Annotated in this window: 20 protein-coding genes, 1 tRNA gene and 1 other RNA gene; 14 read left to right on the forward strand and 8 right to left on the reverse strand. The window is 32.4% G+C overall.

Annotated features, from left to right (window positions below; translation table 11 throughout):
* Positions 1 to 24 precede the first annotated feature (24 nt).
* Positions 25 to 1,260, reverse strand: coding sequence for an amidohydrolase family protein (locus tag HA143_RS07475; protein WP_209085358.1), 1,236 nt, complete (start codon positions 1,258 to 1,260; stop codon positions 25 to 27).
* A 128-nt stretch (positions 1,261 to 1,388) separates the two neighbouring features.
* On the opposite strand from HA143_RS07475, the gene HA143_RS07480 reads away from it, so the two are divergent.
* From HA143_RS07480 to ftsZ, 6 genes are all read left to right on the forward strand, one after another.
* A tRNA-His gene (locus HA143_RS07480) sits at positions 1,389 to 1,461 on the forward strand.
* Between the two features lie 153 nt (positions 1,462 to 1,614).
* Positions 1,615 to 2,922 (forward strand): tRNA (N6-isopentenyl adenosine(37)-C2)-methylthiotransferase MiaB, encoded by a 1,308-nt coding sequence (gene miaB, locus HA143_RS07485; protein WP_245210931.1) that lies wholly within the window; start codon positions 1,615 to 1,617, stop codon positions 2,920 to 2,922.
* A gap of 10 nt (positions 2,923 to 2,932) precedes the next feature.
* Positions 2,933 to 4,000, forward strand: a complete 1,068-nt coding sequence (locus HA143_RS07490) for a D-alanine--D-alanine ligase family protein (protein WP_209085362.1) — start codon at positions 2,933 to 2,935, stop codon at positions 3,998 to 4,000.
* Positions 4,001 to 4,010: 10 nt separating this feature from the next.
* The gene (locus tag HA143_RS07495; protein WP_209085364.1) at positions 4,011 to 4,421 is read left to right on the forward strand and encodes a hypothetical protein; all 411 of its coding nucleotides are present in this window, start codon (positions 4,011 to 4,013) and stop codon (positions 4,419 to 4,421) included.
* Positions 4,418 to 5,143 (forward strand): cell division protein FtsQ/DivIB, encoded by a 726-nt coding sequence (locus tag HA143_RS07500; protein WP_209085366.1) that lies wholly within the window; start codon positions 4,418 to 4,420, stop codon positions 5,141 to 5,143. The genes HA143_RS07495 and HA143_RS07500 overlap by 4 nt, the downstream gene beginning before the upstream one ends.
* A 180-nt stretch (positions 5,144 to 5,323) precedes the next feature.
* Positions 5,324 to 6,439: a cell division protein FtsZ gene (ftsZ, locus tag HA143_RS07505; protein ID WP_209085369.1), complete on the forward strand. Its 1,116-nt coding sequence runs from the start codon at positions 5,324 to 5,326 to the stop codon at positions 6,437 to 6,439.
* A 16-nt stretch (positions 6,440 to 6,455) separates the two neighbouring features.
* Here the strand turns inward: ftsZ and ffs are convergent.
* An RNA gene (gene ffs / locus HA143_RS07510) (signal recognition particle sRNA small type) lies at positions 6,456 to 6,552 on the reverse strand.
* Between the two features lie 47 nt (positions 6,553 to 6,599).
* Here ffs and panB point away from each other — a divergent pair.
* The gene (panB, locus tag HA143_RS07515) at positions 6,600 to 7,373 is read left to right on the forward strand and encodes a 3-methyl-2-oxobutanoate hydroxymethyltransferase (RefSeq protein WP_209085374.1); all 774 of its coding nucleotides are present in this window, start codon (positions 6,600 to 6,602) and stop codon (positions 7,371 to 7,373) included.
* Between the two features lie 125 nt (positions 7,374 to 7,498).
* Here the strand turns inward: panB and HA143_RS07520 are convergent, their stop codons facing one another.
* Together HA143_RS07520 and hemW are read right to left on the reverse strand one after the other, a co-directional pair.
* Positions 7,499 to 7,954, reverse strand: a complete 456-nt coding sequence (locus HA143_RS07520; protein ID WP_209085377.1) for a PepSY domain-containing protein — start codon at positions 7,952 to 7,954, stop codon at positions 7,499 to 7,501.
* Between the two features lie 186 nt (positions 7,955 to 8,140).
* Positions 8,141 to 9,364 carry a radical SAM family heme chaperone HemW gene (gene hemW, locus HA143_RS07525; RefSeq protein WP_209085381.1) on the reverse strand — a complete coding sequence of 408 codons (1,224 nt, stop codon included), beginning with the start codon at positions 9,362 to 9,364 and terminating at the stop codon, positions 8,141 to 8,143.
* A gap of 96 nt (positions 9,365 to 9,460) precedes the next feature.
* On the opposite strand from hemW, the gene HA143_RS07530 reads away from it, so the two are divergent.
* From HA143_RS07530 to HA143_RS07555, 6 genes are all read left to right on the forward strand, one after another.
* Entirely contained in the window at positions 9,461 to 10,570 is a 1,110-nt protein-coding gene (locus HA143_RS07530) for a PIN/TRAM domain-containing protein (protein WP_209085384.1), read from the forward strand.
* Between the two features lie 40 nt (positions 10,571 to 10,610).
* The gene (locus tag HA143_RS07535; protein ID WP_011376956.1) at positions 10,611 to 11,273 is read left to right on the forward strand and encodes an ATP-dependent Clp protease proteolytic subunit; all 663 of its coding nucleotides are present in this window, start codon (positions 10,611 to 10,613) and stop codon (positions 11,271 to 11,273) included.
* A gap of 26 nt (positions 11,274 to 11,299) precedes the next feature.
* Positions 11,300 to 11,911: an ATP-dependent Clp protease proteolytic subunit gene (locus HA143_RS07540; RefSeq protein ID WP_002807795.1), complete on the forward strand. Its 612-nt coding sequence runs from the start codon at positions 11,300 to 11,302 to the stop codon at positions 11,909 to 11,911.
* A 110-nt stretch (positions 11,912 to 12,021) separates the two neighbouring features.
* A complete protein-coding gene (gene ilvC / locus HA143_RS07545) occupies positions 12,022 to 13,011 on the forward strand; it encodes a ketol-acid reductoisomerase (protein ID WP_209085386.1) in 990 nt (329 codons plus the stop codon).
* A complete protein-coding gene (cbiB, locus tag HA143_RS07550) occupies positions 12,999 to 14,012 on the forward strand; it encodes an adenosylcobinamide-phosphate synthase CbiB (RefSeq protein ID WP_209085389.1) in 1,014 nt (337 codons plus the stop codon). The genes ilvC and cbiB overlap by 13 nt, the downstream gene beginning before the upstream one ends.
* A 45-nt stretch (positions 14,013 to 14,057) precedes the next feature.
* Positions 14,058 to 14,303: a chlorophyll a/b-binding protein gene (locus HA143_RS07555; RefSeq protein WP_209085393.1), complete on the forward strand. Its 246-nt coding sequence runs from the start codon at positions 14,058 to 14,060 to the stop codon at positions 14,301 to 14,303.
* A gap of 209 nt (positions 14,304 to 14,512) precedes the next feature.
* Here the strand turns inward: HA143_RS07555 and HA143_RS07560 are convergent, their stop codons facing one another.
* The 4 genes from HA143_RS07560 to HA143_RS07575 form a co-directional block, all read right to left on the reverse strand.
* The gene (locus tag HA143_RS07560) at positions 14,513 to 14,770 is read right to left on the reverse strand and encodes a hypothetical protein (RefSeq protein WP_209085396.1); all 258 of its coding nucleotides are present in this window, start codon (positions 14,768 to 14,770) and stop codon (positions 14,513 to 14,515) included.
* A gap of 58 nt (positions 14,771 to 14,828) precedes the next feature.
* Positions 14,829 to 15,074 (reverse strand): hypothetical protein, encoded by a 246-nt coding sequence (locus tag HA143_RS07565; RefSeq protein WP_209085399.1) that lies wholly within the window; start codon positions 15,072 to 15,074, stop codon positions 14,829 to 14,831.
* Between the two features lie 54 nt (positions 15,075 to 15,128).
* On the reverse strand, positions 15,129 to 15,386 hold the full coding sequence (locus tag HA143_RS07570; protein ID WP_245210913.1) for a hypothetical protein: 258 nt from the start codon (positions 15,384 to 15,386) through the stop codon (positions 15,129 to 15,131).
* A 192-nt stretch (positions 15,387 to 15,578) separates the two neighbouring features.
* A complete protein-coding gene (locus HA143_RS07575; protein WP_011132955.1) occupies positions 15,579 to 15,854 on the reverse strand; it encodes an HU family DNA-binding protein in 276 nt (91 codons plus the stop codon).
* Between the two features lie 624 nt (positions 15,855 to 16,478).
* Here HA143_RS07575 and HA143_RS07580 point away from each other — a divergent pair.
* On the forward strand, positions 16,479 to 18,512 hold the full coding sequence (locus HA143_RS07580; protein ID WP_209085404.1) for a glycogen debranching protein: 2,034 nt from the start codon (positions 16,479 to 16,481) through the stop codon (positions 18,510 to 18,512).
* Position 18,513 lies beyond the last annotated feature (1 nt).

Genomic DNA, 18,513 nt, shown 5'->3' on the forward strand with positions numbered 1-18,513 from the left:
TTGTTTTGTATATAAATTAGCCGATTAGCAATATAACTCGCCTTTTATAAACACTTTTCTCTTTAAGGTACTCGAAAAAACATCTGCCCATCTTTGTGCATCTAAAATTACAAAGTCGGCAGGGCAACCCTTTTTAATTAAACCATCCCATTTTAAGTTTAATAATCTGCTTGGAGCTAAAAAAACAGAAGATAGAGTCATTCTCTCCCACGGATTTAGTTGAAGCATAGGTATCGAGCAAGACAACATATAAAAAGGATCAAAATTACCAAATGGGTACCAGGGATCTTGAACGTTATCACTACCTAGAGATACATCCACGTGTGCTTTTTGTAATTGCTTTATTGGCGCAACTGGTCTTTTTAATGAGGTAGTTTTATTACTTCGATTAAGCAGCCAAAAATTTGTTAGAGGTAAAGCAATAACTTTAATATTTTTTTTAGCCATTTTTTCTCCTAAATTTAAAATCTCTCTATGACTTAGAGAAATAAGACTACTCAAATGACTACAAGTAATTGGAATACTATTAATCTTTAAATTTTCGATTGTCTCCAATAAAACTTTTATTCCTGCTCCAGGCTCAATGATCGATTCATCTATATGCAAATCTATTTCTAATTTATATTTACTCGCGAGAAGAAGCATCTTTGCGAGAAATCTGCTTGTATCTTTTTTATTGAAAGGGGGAACAATAACACCTCCTAAAATTCCTCCATAAGAGGAAAATATTTTTGCCAACTCTTCTCCATTAGAAGTATCCCAAAATTCCAATGGGGCTAGAGCAACGAATTGTAAAGTCAACTCAGATGAAAATTTTTTTTGTAATTTGAAAAGTTCAATCCAAATATTAATTGATTGACTTTTGTATGTATCAATATGACTTCTAATCGCTCTGTATCCATTTTTTATAGCAAGTTTTAATGATTTCTCAACTCTCTCAAGAACCTTATCTGTAGTTCTAGCTTTATGTTCTTCGAGGTTTATTGATAATGCTCCTCCATAGTTTGATTCCAGATTAGGAAAATCTGCCCATGTAAAAGATTTATCAAAATGTGAATGCGTCTCAACAAATCTTGGGAATAGAATATTTTTTGGTTTGTTATCTTTATTTTTTAAAGGCTTTAATTCTGAAACAAAACCATTCTCCCAAATGATAGAAACTGAACAAAATTCCTCCACATCAATATTGAGGTTATCAAAATCTTCTATTAAACAAAGGCTTCTGGGAATAAGAACCTCAGCGGTGCCGGAATTACTCAAATTTTTTAATTTTCTTCTATTTTAAATCATAAGAAAACTTTACTGAATAATAAAATAATTCAAATTTCGATAAATGATAAAAATAACTATGAAAAATTACCTTGAGTTGTTAAATTTATAAATGTGAGGCGGGCGTCGCCAAGTGGTTAAGGCAGCGGCTTGTGGCGCCGCTATTCGGGGGTTCGAATCCCCTCGCTCGCCCTCAAAAAAATTGCAGCAAAATTATTTAACTTGTAATTTTGAATTAAAGAATCATAAAAAATTCCTAGCAAAGTGCTAACAAAACCAGACGCAAAAAAATTTGAAAAGAATTCAACTACTGGCAGTTATTGGATAACTACATTTGGATGCCAAATGAACAAGGCTGATTCTGAGAGAATGGCTGGGACATTAGAGAAAATGGGATATACCAGAGCAGATAATGAATTAAATGCCGATTTGGTGTTATACAATACATGCACTATCAGAGATAATGCGGAGCAAAAAGTTTATAGCTTTCTAGGAAGACAAGCAAAAAGAAAGCACAAAACACCTAGCCTAAAACTTGTTGTTACAGGTTGCCTTGCTCAGCAGGAGGGGGAGTCCTTACTAAGAAGAGTCCCAGAACTCGATCTAGTAATGGGGCCTCAACACGTAAACAACCTTGAGAATCTTCTGGGGAAAGTTGATTTAGGAAATCAAGTGGCTGCCACAGAAGAAATCTTCATTTCTGAAGACATAACAAGTGCCAGAAGAGAAAGCTCTATTTGTGGCTGGGTTAATATCATTTATGGATGTAATGAAAGATGTTCATATTGTGTAGTTCCCTCTGTCAGAGGGAAAGAGCAATCAAGATATCCAAATGCGATAAAAAATGAGATACAAAAATTAGCTGATGATAATTTTAAAGAAATTACTCTTTTGGGTCAGAATATTGATGCTTATGGTAGAGATCTGCCAGGAACTACAAAAGAGGGTAGAAAAGAAAATACTTTAACAGATCTTTTATATTATATTCATGATGTTAATGGGATTAATCGAATAAGATTTGCTACTAGTCATCCAAGATATTTTTCAAAAAGATTGATTCAAGCTTGTTATGAACTTGATAAAGTCTGTGAACATTTCCATATTCCCTTCCAAAGTGGAAATGATGAAATCTTAAAACAAATGTCAAGAGGATATACTATCAAAAAGTATAAAAATATTATCGAGAATATAAGATCATTGATGCCAGATGCATCAATCACAGCTGACGCAATAGTTGCTTTCCCAGGAGAAACCGAACAACAATATCAAGATACATTAAAGCTAATATCAGATATTGGCTTTGATCAAGTAAATACAGCAGCATACTCTCCAAGGCCAAATACGCCTGCAGCAGTTTGGACTAATCAACTTCCTGAAGAATTAAAAAAAGCTAGATTGAATGAAATTAATGCTTTGGTCGAGAAAACTGCTAGGAGTAGAAATCAAAGATACATGAATAATATTGAAAGTGTTTTAATTGAGGGTTTAAATCCAAAAAATTCTTCACAAATCATGGGTAGAACTAGGACTAATAGATTAACTTTCGTAGAGATTCCCAAAAACATTAAATTTAATTTTGCATTGGGAGATGAGATAGATGTCAGAATAAATGAAGCAAGACCTTTTTCTTTAACAGGCGAACTTTGCTTATAACTTTTACTAAATGATCAGGAAACATAAAAAATGTGTAGGATTAATATTTGGTGGGGATTCTAATGAACATGAAGTATCGATATCCTCTGCAAAAACAGTTTTTCAAGCCTTTAATTCAAAAATAAACAAACAACGCTTTACTGTTAGAGCCTTTTATATAAATAAATATGGAGTTTGGTTTGATAGTGATCTCTCAGAGAAGATCCTAATTGATGAAATTGAAAACAATACAACAATAAAACAAGAAATTTTTAATCAAGAAAAAATTAACTTCCTAGAAGGAATTAATTTTCAAAATGTTGATGTTTGGTTCCCCCTTCTGCATGGATTTAATGGTGAAGACGGATCAATTCATGGCTTACTGAAATTTACTAAGAAACCTTTAGTCGGATGTGGAATTATAGGCTCTGCTCTAGGAATGGATAAAATAATGATGAAAACAATTTTCTCAGATCTTAAACTTCCACAAGTTAATTATCTAGTTTTTCAAAATAAAGATCTCAGTGATAAAGAAGTAAAAAATAAGTTGATTGATGAGATTTTAAAAAAATTTAATTTTCCTGTTTTTGTTAAACCATCTAACTCTGGATCATCTCTTGGTATTTCTAAAGTCACAAATGAATGTGAAATATTTGAAGCATTAGAAAAGGCTAGGATAATAGATCAAAGAATTTTAATAGAGGAAGGTTTAGAGGTAAGAGAGATTGAATGCGGAATAATTGGAAATGCAAAACTCTTAACCTCTGAGATAGGCGAAGTAAATTACGAAAGTGATTGGTATGATTACGATTCAAAATACAACTTAAATAATCAGATAACTATCCCAGCTGAAATAGATTCTAAAATCACCAAAGAAATTAAAAAAATTGCAGTTCGAAGTTGTAGAGCACTTAATATTTTTGGTTTTGCAAGAATAGATTTCTTTTTAGAAAAATCGTCTAATAAAATCTTGTTAAATGAAATAAATACAATTCCTGGTTTCACAAAAAAAAGTATGTTTCCAATGCTTTGGAAAGCTTCAGGTTTAAATATTGAAGAACTTGTGGCTAAACTAGTAGATATATCTCTAGATTTATAATTCAAATCAAATGTTGCATGGACTTCTTTGGTTGCCATTACTATTTATCTTCGTTTTATTAACTGCTCTGGGATGGTTAGAAAGAAGAAGGCAAAATCTTTTTAGGAGCTGGGCGAATGGTTCTGAACTTTGTAAGTTAGATAGTTCAGGTGCAGCGTCCTTAAAAGATGGGGAATTAAGATGGAGCGCATTTGAAGCTGGTACATTTGAAGAAAAAGATAGTTTCATAATCAAGAAACTAGAATTAGTTGAATTAATGGCCCTAACTTCAGGAGAAGCTCCTCTAACAAATGAATCTCAAGGAAAGTGCAGGTTGAGATTAGTAGGTGATGGGAAAGAGATGGATGTACCATTTTCAGATGCAGAACAGGCGAGAAAATGGATGGACCAATTAATGGAAAAGGCTCGATGTGATTTGTGAAAAACCAAAAAGAAATTCACCCTAGAAGCTTTTTATTTCTAATTTTATTTCTATTTTCGACAAGCTTAATAAGTTTAAAAACCCTAAAAAAGGTTAATATTCAGGACATTAGAATTTCTGGGAGTGAATTATTCTCGAAGAGTGACCTGGTAAAAAATTCATCTTTAAAATTTCCAATCCGATTAATTTTTATTAAAACTAATTTTTTAGAAAAAGAGTTAAAACAAAATTTATCGCTAAAGAATGTTTCAGTGCGTAGAGAAATATTGCCTTTTGGTTTGAAAGTTCATATGAAAACAAGAATTCCAATAGCATACGGAGAAAGAATATTTAATGACGAAAAAATCTCAGGTTTTATTGATAAAGATGGAATTTTTATCAACAAACAAAATGCAGAAGATATATATTTGAGCAAATTAACTATACAAGTTTTTGGTTGGAAAGAAAAATTCAAAAAAATATTATCTGAAATTTTAATTGCCCAAGAGAATTATGAATTTGATATAGTTAAAATAACTTTTTCAACCAATGGGTTTCTAACAGTTGAGGAAAAGGATTTAAAAACAATATTCTTAGGATTCAACCCAAATTTAATCACCTATCAATTACAAATAATAAATAACCTAAAAAATGAATTTAAGAAAAATAATTTTTCTACGAAAATAGATAATATTGATCTTACTAATCCAAATAAACCAAAAATAAAAGTGTTCAAACCCTAATATTTGAAAATTGATATTAAATATTTTTTTTTAATTATTGTAGTGTTGATGTGGGTTTAGCATTTAAAACAAAATATTTAATAATTAAATATTTTAAGGATTTTCCTCAACAAACTCCTACAGATGAGCTTAGTAAGTTCATAATGCACCCAATACTAGTATTAGATCCCTATTTAAGAGATGAGCTTCGGTAACAATCCAAACTTTGATCAATCGAGAGAAATTCTTCCAAGCCAAAACGCCAAAATAGAAGTTATTGGTGTGGGCGGAGGTGGAAGTAACGCTGTAAACAGGATGATTGATAGTGATCTTGAAGGCGTGTCATTCAGAGTTCTTAATACTGATGCGCAAGCCTTACTGCAGTCCTCTGCTGAGCGAAGGGTCCAGTTAGGTCAGAATTTAACAAGAGGGCTTGGAGCGGGAGGAAATCCAAGTATAGGTCAAAAGGCTGCAGAAGAATCTAGAGATGAGCTTCAACAATCACTAGAGGGATCCGACTTGGTTTTCATAGCAGCAGGAATGGGTGGAGGTACTGGCACAGGAGCAGCTCCAGTTGTTGCTGAAGTAGCAAAGCAAAGCGGTGCATTAACAATTGGAATAGTAACTAAACCTTTTTCTTTCGAAGGGAAAAGGAGAATGCGTCAAGCAGAAGAAGGAATTGCAAGGTTAGCAGAAAATGTTGATACTCTTATTGTCATACCAAATGATCGGTTAAAAGAAGTTTCATCTGGTGCCTCTATTCAAGAGGCGTTTAGGAATGCAGATGATGTTTTAAGAATGGGGGTTCAAGGGATAAGTGAAGTAATTACACGCCCAGGCGAGGTAAATCTTGACTTTGCGGATGTGAGATCAGTCATGACTGAAGCCGGTACAGCTCTTCTTGGTGTGGGTATTGGATCTGGTCGATCTAGAGCGATAGAAGCTGCTCAAGCGGCCATCAATAGTCCATTACTAGAAGCAGGAAGAATTGATGGGGCAAAAGGTTGCCTTGTAAATATTACTGGAGGGAGAGATTTGACTCTTGACGATGTCAACTCAGTTGGAGAAGTTATTAGTGATGTCGTAGATCAGGATGCGAATATAATAGTTGGTCAAGCAGTAAACGAAGATATGGAAGGAGAGATACAAGTTACCGTCATTGCAACTGGTTTTGATACAAACCAACCATTGAAGCAACAAAGAATTAGAAACAGATTATCTAATCAATCTTTTTATAATGATTCCAATAATAAAGACTTAGGAGCAAATATTCCAGAATTTTTGAAGTTAATGCAGAATAAGAAAGATATAGACTAACTATTAGTTAAAATAGAGTGACTCGGTTATCTCGCCTGCCTCAAGCATCCCTTGTGGCTGCTACCTTCCGGTCCTGACCAGGTTTAGGCGTTAAAACCGCGAAAGGCCGAGTCATAACAATAATAGCAATTCTTGATTAAAAAAGATACATAAATTTCTTATGTTACCTTCAGACCTCGTTAAGTATAAAGAAAAATCTCAAAAAATTATTGCACTAACTGCATGGGACTCAATATCAGGATCCATTGCAGAACAAGCTAATCCTGATCTCGTGCTAGTAGGAGATTCCTTAGCAATGGTCTGTTTAGGATACAAATCTACATTGCCATTAACTTTAGAAAACATAATTTATCACACTAATGCTGTTTCGAGAGGGTTTAAAAAGAAAATCGAAGATCAACCTTTGGTCGTTTCCGACATGCCTTTTCTGACTTACCAATGTGGAGAGGATAAAGCTGTGGAGTATGCAGGGAAAATTATTCAAAGCACTTATGCAAAAGCTGTAAAGGTAGAAGGGGCTGAACCAGAAATACAAACAGTTATTTCTAGATTAATAAGAATGGGAATCCCTGTTATGGGTCATATAGGCCTTACGCCACAAAGCTATTTAAATCTAGGTTTAAAGAAACAAGGAGAAAGCTTAGAAAGCCAAGAAAAAATCAAGAAAGAAGCTTCAATTCTTGAAAAATTAGGATGTTTTTCAATAGTTCTTGAACATATTCCTGAATTGCTAGCTAAAGAAATACAAAATAACTTAAACATTCCCATAATAGGCATCGGTGCAGGTAATTATTGTGATGGACAAGTAAGAGTTACTGCAGATTTGTTAGGCCTTAATGATGATCAACCACCATTTTGCCAACCGATTATTCAAGGAAAGAAATTATTTGAGGATAAATTAAAAGAATGGGTAGACTCTGAAAGACTTAACTAATCACCTACATTTTGTGGCAAGTAGCAATTAGCCGAAAAGCTAGTATTAGCAAAAGTTTTTAAGTAGGAAGAAACAAAAAAAGCTTATTAAATTCATTCTCAAATTAAAACTTATAAAAAACCCTTTTACCAGGTATTTCCATCTTCACATCCTTCTTTAGTTGAATCGCCACAAGTTTTAATAACTTCGCCAGTCTTTGGATTTAAATCTACTTCAAACCAAGTATCTCTACCATCTAAAGGTAGAGCTTTAGCTTTGAAACAACTATATTGATCTATTGCTTGAATTTCGTATCCTATAAATTCATTTTCATCTAAAAAGGTCTCAATACTATTCCAAGTTAAGTCTGCTTTGTTTTTAGTCTTTCTATCCACACATTCTCTAGTAACAGTGAGTAAACCATTTTTTACTGAAGAAGCTCTTGCCATTGACTGAACTTTCGGAAAGTTAGGAATTGCAACAAGGGAAAGTACAACAAAGCACAAGATAAATGGACTCAAGGCATACAAGATAATTAATAAACATCCATCGATTAAATAATCGTTTGATTTATTTTTTGGATGATTATTATTTTCAATCATTGCTTCTTATAAAAAAGAGGATTGCTATACCATCTAATTTAGATCAACTATCAAATTATTTCTTTGAAGAGATTTGCTTTACCTTTTGTTAAAGAAGTTTCTGAAGGGATTTTTTTATCATCTAAGATCAGAGCAAAGCAAGTGATACCAATGGTCTTAGCTATGACAAAAAGGATATGATTAATCTTAATTAATCTCATCCCACCACTTAAACATGGAAATAAGAATTTGATTGCTTAGCTCCATTCCTTTAGGCTCAGATAAAAAGAATCTATTACCCTTTCTAACTAATAATCCACGTTCAAAAAATATTTCCCATGCTTGAAGCAATTTACTAAAGTTACTTTGAAATTTTTTGTTTTCCCAGTTTTGTTCTTTAAACACCTCATAGATATCTAAACCCTCTCTAAGTCTCAATCCCAACATTATTTTCTCATCAAGTTCTTTATAGACAAAATCCTTATTAATTAGGGATGAATCTAAATTAAGTTCGTATTGTCTAATTACCCAATCTTTATATTCTTTACTAACTCTTGGTCTAGTTAACTTTTCCCCCCAAGGTGAACTAGTGGAACCTTGACCAAAACTCCACCAGCCTGAACCACTCCAATAAACTCTATTATGTCTCGATTGATGCCGCGGGAGGCAATAGTTTGAGATTTCATATCTTGAATACCCTGAGTTTTTTAAAATTAAATGAGTTGATTCACTATTTCTAAAAGCTTCTTCATCACTTGGAAGTTTTAATTTTCCTAAATTAAGTAATTTTTTAAAAACAGTACCATTTTCAATATTTAAATCATAAATAGATATATGTGGGGGTGAAAATGTCATGGTTTTTTTTAAGTCATCTTGCCATTCTTTATATCCACTAAGTGGCAAGTTTTGAATTAAATCTAAGCTCCAGCTTTTTATTGACCCAGAATCATATTCTCTTTTCAACCATAAACAAGATTTTTCAGCATCTTCTCTCAAATGTCGCCTTCCCGACTTTTGAAGTATCTGATTATTAAAACTTTGTACTCCAAGACTAAATCTATTTATCCCAGCATTTATGAATCCATAAAGATCATCTTGACTAAAACTAGCTGGGTCAACCTCCATAGTAATTTCAGCACCATAGTCAATTCCATAATGTTCTTTAAAAATATCAATTAATTCTTTTATTTGTTTAGGATCCAAAATTGATGGTGTGCCACCTCCTACATAAATTGTCGAAAGAGGTGATTTATGCTTGATTGACAATATTTCTTTGTATAAAAAGTGCAAATATTCTTTAACAGTTTTGCTTCCATAACCTTGTACAGTTTCAACTTTGTTTCCTATTGGAATAACAGCAAAATCACAATAAAAACACCTTCTATGGCAAAAAGGGATGTGTATATAAGCGCTTCTTGGATACTTATTCATAATTTAAATAGATTTTTAAGCTCCAAAAAGATATTAAGGATCGAAAAAAATAAAATCCTTATTTACTCAATTAATAAATCCTAGTAGATTATAGATATGACAGATATCTTAGTATTAATTTTATTTGTATTGTCTGGGGCTGCTTCAGGATGGCTTGGAGTTGATTTATTGCCAGTAGACATACTTAAACAGGTGTCTAATGTTGAAGGTTTTAGAATTATTTTAGCAATAATAGGTTTTTTTATAGGATTAGCAGCTGGTTTTATATTCCTTCAACTTAGAAAAACGTTTCTTGATCAAATAAGGACAATGCCTACGGATTTATTAATTAGTAGGTCAGTTGGATTAATTTTAGGATTACTTGTTGCGAATCTCCTTCTTGCCCCAATACTATTAATCCCATTCCCGAGAGAAGTCTTTTTTGCAAAACCTTTGGCAGCCATATTAAGCAATGGTTTCTTTGGTGTGCTTGGTTATAAGTTGGCGGATACCCATGGAAGGACATTATTAAGATTATTCAATCCAAATAATACTGATGCATATCTAGTTAATGAAGGAATACTCCCTGCGGCAAGTCCAAAAATTCTAGATACTAGTGTAATTATTGATGGCAGAATAAATGGCCTATTAAGTTGCGGCTTGCTGGAAGGACAATTAATTGTTGCTCAAAGTGTCATGGATGAACTACAAACCTTAGCTGACTCAAGCAGCAATGAAAAAAGGTCTAAGGGCAGAAGAGGTCTAAAATTGCTAAAAGAATTAAGAGAGTTATACGGAAGAAGACTTGTAATCAACCCTACACAGTATGAAGGTAAGGGGGTAGATGAAAAACTCCTGAAAATTACTGAGGATATGACAGGAACTTTAATTACCGCTGATTATAATCTTTCTCAGATTGCTGAAGTTAAAGAATTAAAAGTTATGAATTTGAGTGATCTAGTTATTGCTTTAAGGCCAGAAGTACAACCAGGAGAATCACTTAATATAAAAATTGTTAGGGAGGGTAAAGAAAAAATGCAAGGTATAGGATATTTAGATGATGGAACAATGGTTGTTATTGATGAAGCGAAGGATTTTGTCGGAAGCAGATTAGATATTGTCATAACAGGCGCACTACAAACCCCCACAGGAAGAATGGTCTTTGGAAAACTGATAAATAATCCTGAGTCAAACAAATCTTTTAAATCACCAGCGACACAGGGCTAAATCTAGCTAGAATCAAATCAATCTTATTTTTGTGATACAAATGACTGTATCTGCTCCTTATTACGGCGAGAACACCGTTATGAGGACTCCGCCCCCAGATCTGCCCTCTCTTTTACTAAAAGAGAGAATTGTCTACCTCGGTTTACCATTATTTTCAGATGATGATGCGAAGAGACAATTAGGAATGGATGTTACTGAGCTAATAATTGCTCAACTTCTTTACCTTGAGTTTGAGGATCCAGAAAAACCTATCTATTTCTATATCAATTCAACCGGAACAAGTTGGTACACTGGTGACGCTGTTGGTTTCGAAACAGAAGCTTTCGCTATCTGCGATACCATAAGCTACATTAAACCTCCAGTACATACAATCTGTATCGGTCAAGCAATGGGGACTGCTGCAGTGATCCTTTCATCTGGAACCAAGGGTCAAAGAGCAGCTCTTCCGCACGCCTCTATTGTTTTACATCAACCTATAAGCGGAGCAAGAGGTCAAGCAACCGATATACAAATAAGAGCTGAGGAAGTTTTGAAAAATAAAAAATCAATGCTGGAGATTCTCTCTCGTAATACTGGGAAGACTATAGAAGAACTCTCTAAAGACTCCGACAGGATGAGTTATCTCAATCCTCAAGAAGCCCTAGATTATGGAGTGATCGATAGAATACTCACAAGTCAAAAAGATTTACCAAATAAAATTTAACTCTCACAAACAATTACTTTAAAATCATGCCAATAGGAACTCCAAGCGTGCCTTACAGACTTCCCGGAAGTCAATACGAAAGATGGGTTGACATATATACAAGACTAGGAGTTGAAAGAATTCTTTTTCTTGGACAAGAAGTTAATGATGGTATTGCTAATAGCCTTGTTGCACAAATGCTATATCTTGATTCTGATGATAATTCCAAACCTATCTATCTATATATAAATAGCCCAGGAGGATCAGTTACTGCTGGCTTGGCAATATATGACACTATCAAATACGTAAAAAGTGATGTAGTAACAATATGCGTAGGCCTAGCAGCCTCCATGGGTGCCTTCCTATTGGCCGCCGGTACTAAAGGTAAAAGAGTAGCTTTACCTCATAGCAGAATCATGATTCATCAACCCCTAGGAGGCACATCTCAACGCCAAGCAAGTGATATTGAAATAGAGGCCAAGGAAATTTTAAGAATTAAAGATATGTTAAACATGTCTATGGCAGATATGACAGGTCAATCATTTGAAAAAATTGAAAAGGATACAGATAGAGATTATTTTCTAAGTGCAGAAGAGGCAAAAAACTATGGCCTAATTGATAGAGTGATCACACATCCAAGCGAAGCAAATCAATCTTAAATTTTCTAAATTAATATTTAAACTTTCATTTTTAAATTAATAATTTATTGGTTTATTTACACGTTTAATGTCTAAAATATTAATTATTAAATGCAAAGAAGCTACAACTAATGACGCAACTCTTTTACGACACAGATGCAGATCTAAGTCTTTTAAATAATAAAACAATAGCGATAATAGGATATGGTTCACAAGGTCACGCACATGCCCTAAACCTTAAAGACAGCGGTATGGATGTAATTGTAGGATTATACAAAGGAAGTAAGTCTGAAAGTAAAGCTATTAGCGATGGTCTACAAGTGTTTAGTGTTTCTGAAGCTTGCGAAAAAGCAGACTGGATAATGATTCTCCTCCCAGATGAGTTTCAGAAAGATGTATATCTTAAAGAAATAGAGCCAAGCCTAAAAGAAGGAAAGATATTAAGTTTTGCTCATGGGTTTAATATAAGATTCGGACTTATCAAACCTCCTAGTTTTGTAGATGTTGTAATGATTGCCCCAAAAGGACCTGGACACACTGTTCGTTGGGAATATCAGAATGGTCAAGGAGTTCCTGCATTATTCGCAGTAGAGCAGGATTCTTCTGGAAGTGCAAGATCGTTGGCGATGGCTTATGCTAAAGGGATTGGCGGAACGAGAGCTGGGATACTTGAAACAAATTTCAAAGAAGAAACAGAAACTGATTTATTTGGTGAACAAGCGGTTTTGTGCGGAGGCTTATCAGAACTCGTCAAATCAGGCTTCGAAACTCTAGTAGAGGCAGGATATCAACCAGAACTTGCTTACTTCGAATGCTTACACGAAGTTAAACTAATTGTTGATCTAATGGTGAAGGGGGGCTTATCTCAAATGAGAGATTCCATTTCAAATACCGCAGAATATGGAGACTATGTAAGTGGCAAAAGACTTATCAATAGTGATACAAAGAAAGAAATGCAGAAAATTCTAAAAGATATTCAAGATGGAACTTTCGCTAAGAATTTTGTAGAAGAATGCGATAACAATAAGCCCTTAATGACACAATTAAGAGAAGAAAATTCAAAACATGAAATTGAAAAAGTAGGTAAAGGTCTGCGTTCGATGTTCAGTTGGCTGAAATAAATTTATTTTTAATATTTCTTGGATCGATTCTTTTTGATTTATTGATCGGAGATCCAAGATTTTTTATCCACCCTGTTCAAATAATTGGCTTTTACATAAAGAAAATATCGGATTACCTCATAAATAATTTTGGAGAAAATAAAAAGATATTATTTTGGGGCGGTTTCATTGTAGCTATATCGACTATTGTAATGAGCTTTAGTCTAGGGAAATTGATAGAACTAAGTTATATGCAATTAAGAAATAATTTTTTTAGTGGATTGTTAATTTTTATAGGCCTTTCAAGTTGTATCGCGACTAAAGGACTGATTTCAAGTGTGAAAGAGATTGCAGAGCTAATAGAAAACAAAGAAATTAATGGCCAAAATGAAAGAATAATCAAAGATAAAGTGCAAAGAATAGTAAGTAGGGATGTAAGGTCATCATCTTTAGAACATCTGTTGAGGTCTAGTACCGAGAGTCTTACCGAAAACTCTGTTGATGGAATATTTGGGCCACTATTTTGGATGTTTATTGGAATTGTTTTAATGAAATTTTCAATTTTTCTACCAGGGCCTTTGTCACTTGGTTTGTCTTATAAAGCCATAAGTACTTTAGATTCAATGATAGGTTACAAATATGGTTACTTTAGATATTTAGGTTTTTTCAGTGCAAAAATCGAAGATATGTTTACTTTTATTCCTTCAAGATTAGTTTTAATAACATTACCTTTAGTAAGTTCCAAAATTAATGAGTATGTATTAATCATAAAAGAAAGTTATCTTGACGGTAAAAAGTATGATTCCCCTAATTCTGGGATTTCAGAAGCTATATTTGCTTACATTTCAGGAATTAAATTGGGAGGAAAAAGTAAATATAAAAATGAAATTATTGAAAAGCCAATAATTAATGCAAATGGAGATATTTGCACTGGAGAGAAAATTAACTTAATTTGTCAATTAATTTTGAGATTACAATTTTTATGGATAATAATTTTTATTTTAATTTCAAGTTTAATTTAATAATAAATTAGTTTTAAAATTATTAATATATAACAAAAAGAATCTATGCAAGAAGAAAACTATCCAATAGAAAATCAAAATGATGATTTTACTAATGAATCACTAACTGACAATGCATACTCAAAATGGGTAGATAATCAGGGGGATGAAGTAAAGAATGTTTTTGGATTTAATAGCAGCGCTGAGCTTGTGAATGGTAGAGCAGCAATGATTGGATTCTTAATGCTGATATTAACTGAGTTGGTTTTCAACGGAAGACCTGTAACCTCTTCAATCTTTGGTATTAATTAAAAATGGAAGCAAAAAAATCTAATCCAATAAAAGTATTCTTATACATATCTTTATGGGTAATAATATGGGGAACATTAGGTTCTTTCATAGATTATCCTCTTTATAAAAATAAAATTTACTTAGAAGGAAGCATATATCAGTATCTTACCTTCACAATTACAGCCATAATTTCCATAATATGTGCAAAGTTTTTTTATAAAAAATTTGAATTATAAAAATTTGTACCTAAATTTCTTAATAATTTTAGCTGGTTCTTTGTTGTCATTTGACTCGTAAAGTATCCACTGATGTGTTTCAGTATCATGATCACACTCATAATTACCAGAAAAGTTATCGTAACTTGAGAGATCTGAATGACAATACTGATCTGCCTCAAAAGCAGAGTCAATACCTGTTAAATAATATATAAATAATAAAGCAAGTGCTAACAAAAAAAATATTTGAAAAACTAAATTAACGACCTTCATAAAATTTTCTAAAATTTAAATATATCATCTAAAAAAAATATTCGATCTAAAAATATAGTTAACGTCCAATATTTAAAACAAAGTCATGGAATTTTTGATTATTTAGATACAAGATAACTAAGAGTAATAAAATTCCATTCAAGCCAAGTACTATTGATGCAAGAATATTTTGTTGTTTTTTACTTGGCAAAGTATAAGTAATTTTCTTGTCTTTTAGAATAGAAGCTAATCCTTTTTTTTCATTTTTTGAATCTTGTTTTTGATCTTCATTCTTAACTTCTTTATCAGAGAAACCTTTTACCATACCAACTTAAATAACAAATTTATAATATTCCAAAAAAAGAAATTATTTTAATAATTAACAATTTTTAATCACATATGGGATCATAAATGACATTTTTTCATTGTAGGATTCTTTTAAAAAATAAGCTTCAATAAGTTCCGACTGCAACCCCAATAAACTAGATTGACATTTGAATCTATTTTGATCAAATTCTACTAATTGCAGTTTTTCTATTTGAGAAACTAATTCTCTACATATTTGTTTTTGAGAATCTTTAATACATTCACTGGATTGTTTTAAAATCTTGGACTTTGTTGGTATTGTTTCTGCCATAAGGCAATTAGATAATAATAAAAATTTCAAGAGTAAAATAGTTAAAATTTTCATCACTTCTTAAGATATAAAACTTGGAATAATTTTTTAAAAATTTCAGGAGTAAATATAATAATATTTTATTGCCATTCATAAAAAAAGATGCTCTCCAAGAGCATCTTAGTTTTAAAGGAAGAATTAGATTAAAAAAGATTACCCTTGAACTCTATCCTTAAAAAGTTTACCCGCTGAGAATGTAGGAACTCTTTTAGCAGGTATTGCTATTTTTTCGCCTGTCTTAGGGTTTAATCCCTGTCTCGCAGAACGATCTCTTGGCTCGAAAGAACCAAATCCTAGTATGGAGACTTTTTTGCCTTCCACTACTGAATCAACAATAGTTTCAATAGCTGCATCAACAACTAAAGAAACATCCGTTTTTGTGAGCTCGGTACGAGCAGCAACAAGATTTACTAAATCAGCTTTGTTCATTGAATTTTTTGTAAAGCAGAGATTTAAAAAGACAAGAGTTTTAATCAAGTCTAAAAACCTCGATCTTGCACATCATATGGAGCAAATACGAATACGGCAACCGAAAATCACGGCGGCGCAAAGCTTTATACAAATCTTAAAGACATTTTTAGCTATATTATTTAATTTAATAGCCGAACATTTTTCTTATATAAAAATAAACTCTGTATCTGGGAATCACTTAAAACCATTGATAATACTGGATTTAGCCTTAAAAAGGCTTACTTCATTGATCAAGGGGGGAAATGCCCAAAGTTGATGAAATTAAAAATTTGAACTATTTATTATATTTTATGAATTTCAAGATATATTTCCTTCTCATCACATGAAACAGCATAATTTGTATTTTGAAATCAAGAAAATCTAGTTTTCTCATGCTTAAACTTTCTCTCAAAAACGTTTATTCACAGAGCAGATGGATGGATAAATTACAATAAGTTTAGATAATAAAGATTCTCCAAGGTTGCATGATGTTGATTAGTGAAACCTTAAATTTGTTTTTTTTTTAATTTTGCATCTATTATTCAAATATCAGTAATTTGAATAAATTATCTCAATATTTAACTACTCAATGATAAAGAGACAGTGACTTATATCAATAAAGGTAACCCATTTCCTTTAGGAAGTTCTCTAACTTCAGAAGGGGTTAATTTTTCCCTAATATCCACAAATGCAGAATATGTAGAAATCTTATTGTTTGAGAAAGAGGACTCTATTTCGCCAAAAAGTATATTGAAACTAGATCAGAATCATAATACAGGTCCTTACTGGCATGCGGAAATAAAAAATCTAAATGAAGGTTGTATTTATGGTTTTAGAGTAAAACAAAAAAATAATGATATTAATAATAACTATGAAAAAAAAGTATTACTTGATCCATGTTCAAGGGGCATTACTGGATGGGGAAGTTATAAAAGAGAAAATGCATTAAAAACGCAAGAAAATACTAATTCTTGTCTTAAAAGCGTTGTTTGCGATAGAAAATTATTTAATTTTAAGGATTATCCAAGACCGAAACATTCTTGGGAAGAAACAATTATTTATGAACTCCATATCAAAGCTTTCACTGAATCAACTGATAAAGATGAAAGTTGTTTTAAGAAATTTTTAAAAAAAATTCCGTATCTTAAAGAACTGGGGATTACCACAATTGAATTACTTCCAATTTTTTGTTTTGATCCAACTGATGCACCAAATGGTCTAAAAAATTTTTGGGGTTATAGTCCAATCAATTGGTTTACCCCACATTTTGAATATCTTTCGAATGAATCCGCCGAAAAGAATAGAGAGGAATTCAGAAGATTAGTAGAGGAATGTCATAAAGCAGACATTGAAGTCATATTAGATGTTGTATATAATCATACGTCTGAAGGAGATTCTGAAGGACCGGCAATATCTTGGAAAGGTATAGATGAAAATCTTTATTACTTTATTGGGAAAGATAAAAATTATCAGGACGTCTCTGGCTGTGGTAATACTATTGCAGCAAACAGAGGATTAGTTAGAAAACTAATAATTGAATCATTAAAATGTTGGGCGAGTGAATTAGGAGTTGATGGTTTTAGATTTGATTTAGGAATTGCCCTATCAAGAGGAGAAAATCTTTCGCCGCTCGATAATCCTCCAATTTTTGAAGATATAGAATGTGAACCAGAACTTATTGATATCAAATTGATAAGTGAACCATGGGATTGTGGTGGTTTATATAAATTAGGTGATTTCCCATCCAAGAATACTTTCACTTGGAATGGTCATTTTAGAGATGACTTGCGGAGATTTTGGAAGGGAGATAAAGATACAGCTTGGAATATGAGCGATAAAATAAAAGGTAGTCCATCTATTTACAAAGAAGATAATATTTTCCCAAAATCAATAAATTTTATTACTTCGCATGATGGGTTCACTCTAAAAGATTTAGTAACATTCAATAGAAAACATAATTTTGCCAATAGAGAACAAAATAAAGATGGTGATTCCCATAACAATTCTTGGAATCATGGTATAGAGGGACCAACTACAGACTTATTAATCAATGATTTAAGAAAAAGACAACAAAAAAATCTTCTTCTTAGTTTACTTATATCTAAAGGTGTTCCAATGATACTTATGGGTGATGAGATAGGGAGGTCCCAAGGAGGCAACAATAATTCTTGGTGCCAAAATAATTTATTGGGTTGGATGAATTGGGATCCTGCTCTACAAGATTTAGAGTTGTTAGAATACTTTAAATACGTTATAAAAATTCGAAAAAAACTTATAAAAATTTTTTATCCATCATTTTTTCCGAAGAATCAAGACCATGAAAATATTCCAAGATATCATTGGCATGGAACAAAGTTAGATAGCCCAGATTGGAGTAGTTGGTCTCACACAGTTGCCTTTAGCATAAACAAAGGTAGAAATAATCCTCTGGTCTGGATAGGTTTAAATGCATATTCAAAAAGTATCGACTTCCCCTTGCCAAAATGTGAATATAATTGGTTAAAAGTTATCGATACTAGCATGTCTGAGATTTTTGTACCTTTAATTGTTAATGAACAATCTGTTTCAATAAAAAGTAGAAGCTCCTTATTAATCATTTCAGAAGAAGTATTTGGAGCAAAAAATAATATATTCTAAA

The sequence above is a fragment of the Prochlorococcus marinus CUG1415 genome, from assembly GCF_017696015.1.
GTDB lineage: Bacteria > Cyanobacteriota > Cyanobacteriia > PCC-6307 > Cyanobiaceae > Prochlorococcus_A > Prochlorococcus_A marinus_AE.

Bases quoted from the DNA above. Each gene is read 5' to 3' on its own strand.
- miaB (WP_245210931.1), top strand. From the start codon at position 1,615: ATGAACAAGGCTGATTCTGAGAGAATGGCTGGGACATTAGAGAAAATG.
- HA143_RS07490 (WP_209085362.1), top strand. From the start codon at position 2,933: ATGATCAGGAAACATAAAAAATGTGTAGGATTAATATTTGGTGGGGAT.
- HA143_RS07495 (WP_209085364.1), top strand. From the start codon at position 4,011: ATGTTGCATGGACTTCTTTGGTTGCCATTACTATTTATCTTCGTTTTA.
- ftsZ (WP_209085369.1), top strand. From the start codon at position 5,324: ATGAGCTTCGGTAACAATCCAAACTTTGATCAATCGAGAGAAATTCTT.
- panB (WP_209085374.1), top strand. From the start codon at position 6,600: ATGTTACCTTCAGACCTCGTTAAGTATAAAGAAAAATCTCAAAAAATT.
- HA143_RS07520 (WP_209085377.1), bottom strand. From the start codon at position 7,954: ATGATTGAAAATAATAATCATCCAAAAAATAAATCAAACGATTATTTA.
- hemW (WP_209085381.1), bottom strand. From the start codon at position 9,364: ATGAATAAGTATCCAAGAAGCGCTTATATACACATCCCTTTTTGCCAT.
- HA143_RS07530 (WP_209085384.1), top strand. From the start codon at position 9,461: ATGACAGATATCTTAGTATTAATTTTATTTGTATTGTCTGGGGCTGCT.
- HA143_RS07535 (WP_011376956.1), top strand. From the start codon at position 10,611: ATGACTGTATCTGCTCCTTATTACGGCGAGAACACCGTTATGAGGACT.
- HA143_RS07540 (WP_002807795.1), top strand. From the start codon at position 11,300: ATGCCAATAGGAACTCCAAGCGTGCCTTACAGACTTCCCGGAAGTCAA.
- ilvC (WP_209085386.1), top strand. From the start codon at position 12,022: ATGACGCAACTCTTTTACGACACAGATGCAGATCTAAGTCTTTTAAAT.
- HA143_RS07555 (WP_209085393.1), top strand. From the start codon at position 14,058: ATGCAAGAAGAAAACTATCCAATAGAAAATCAAAATGATGATTTTACT.
- HA143_RS07560 (WP_209085396.1), bottom strand. From the start codon at position 14,770: ATGAAGGTCGTTAATTTAGTTTTTCAAATATTTTTTTTGTTAGCACTT.
- HA143_RS07565 (WP_209085399.1), bottom strand. From the start codon at position 15,074: ATGGTAAAAGGTTTCTCTGATAAAGAAGTTAAGAATGAAGATCAAAAA.
- HA143_RS07570 (WP_245210913.1), bottom strand. From the start codon at position 15,386: ATGGCAGAAACAATACCAACAAAGTCCAAGATTTTAAAACAATCCAGT.
- HA143_RS07575 (WP_011132955.1), bottom strand. From the start codon at position 15,854: ATGAACAAAGCTGATTTAGTAAATCTTGTTGCTGCTCGTACCGAGCTC.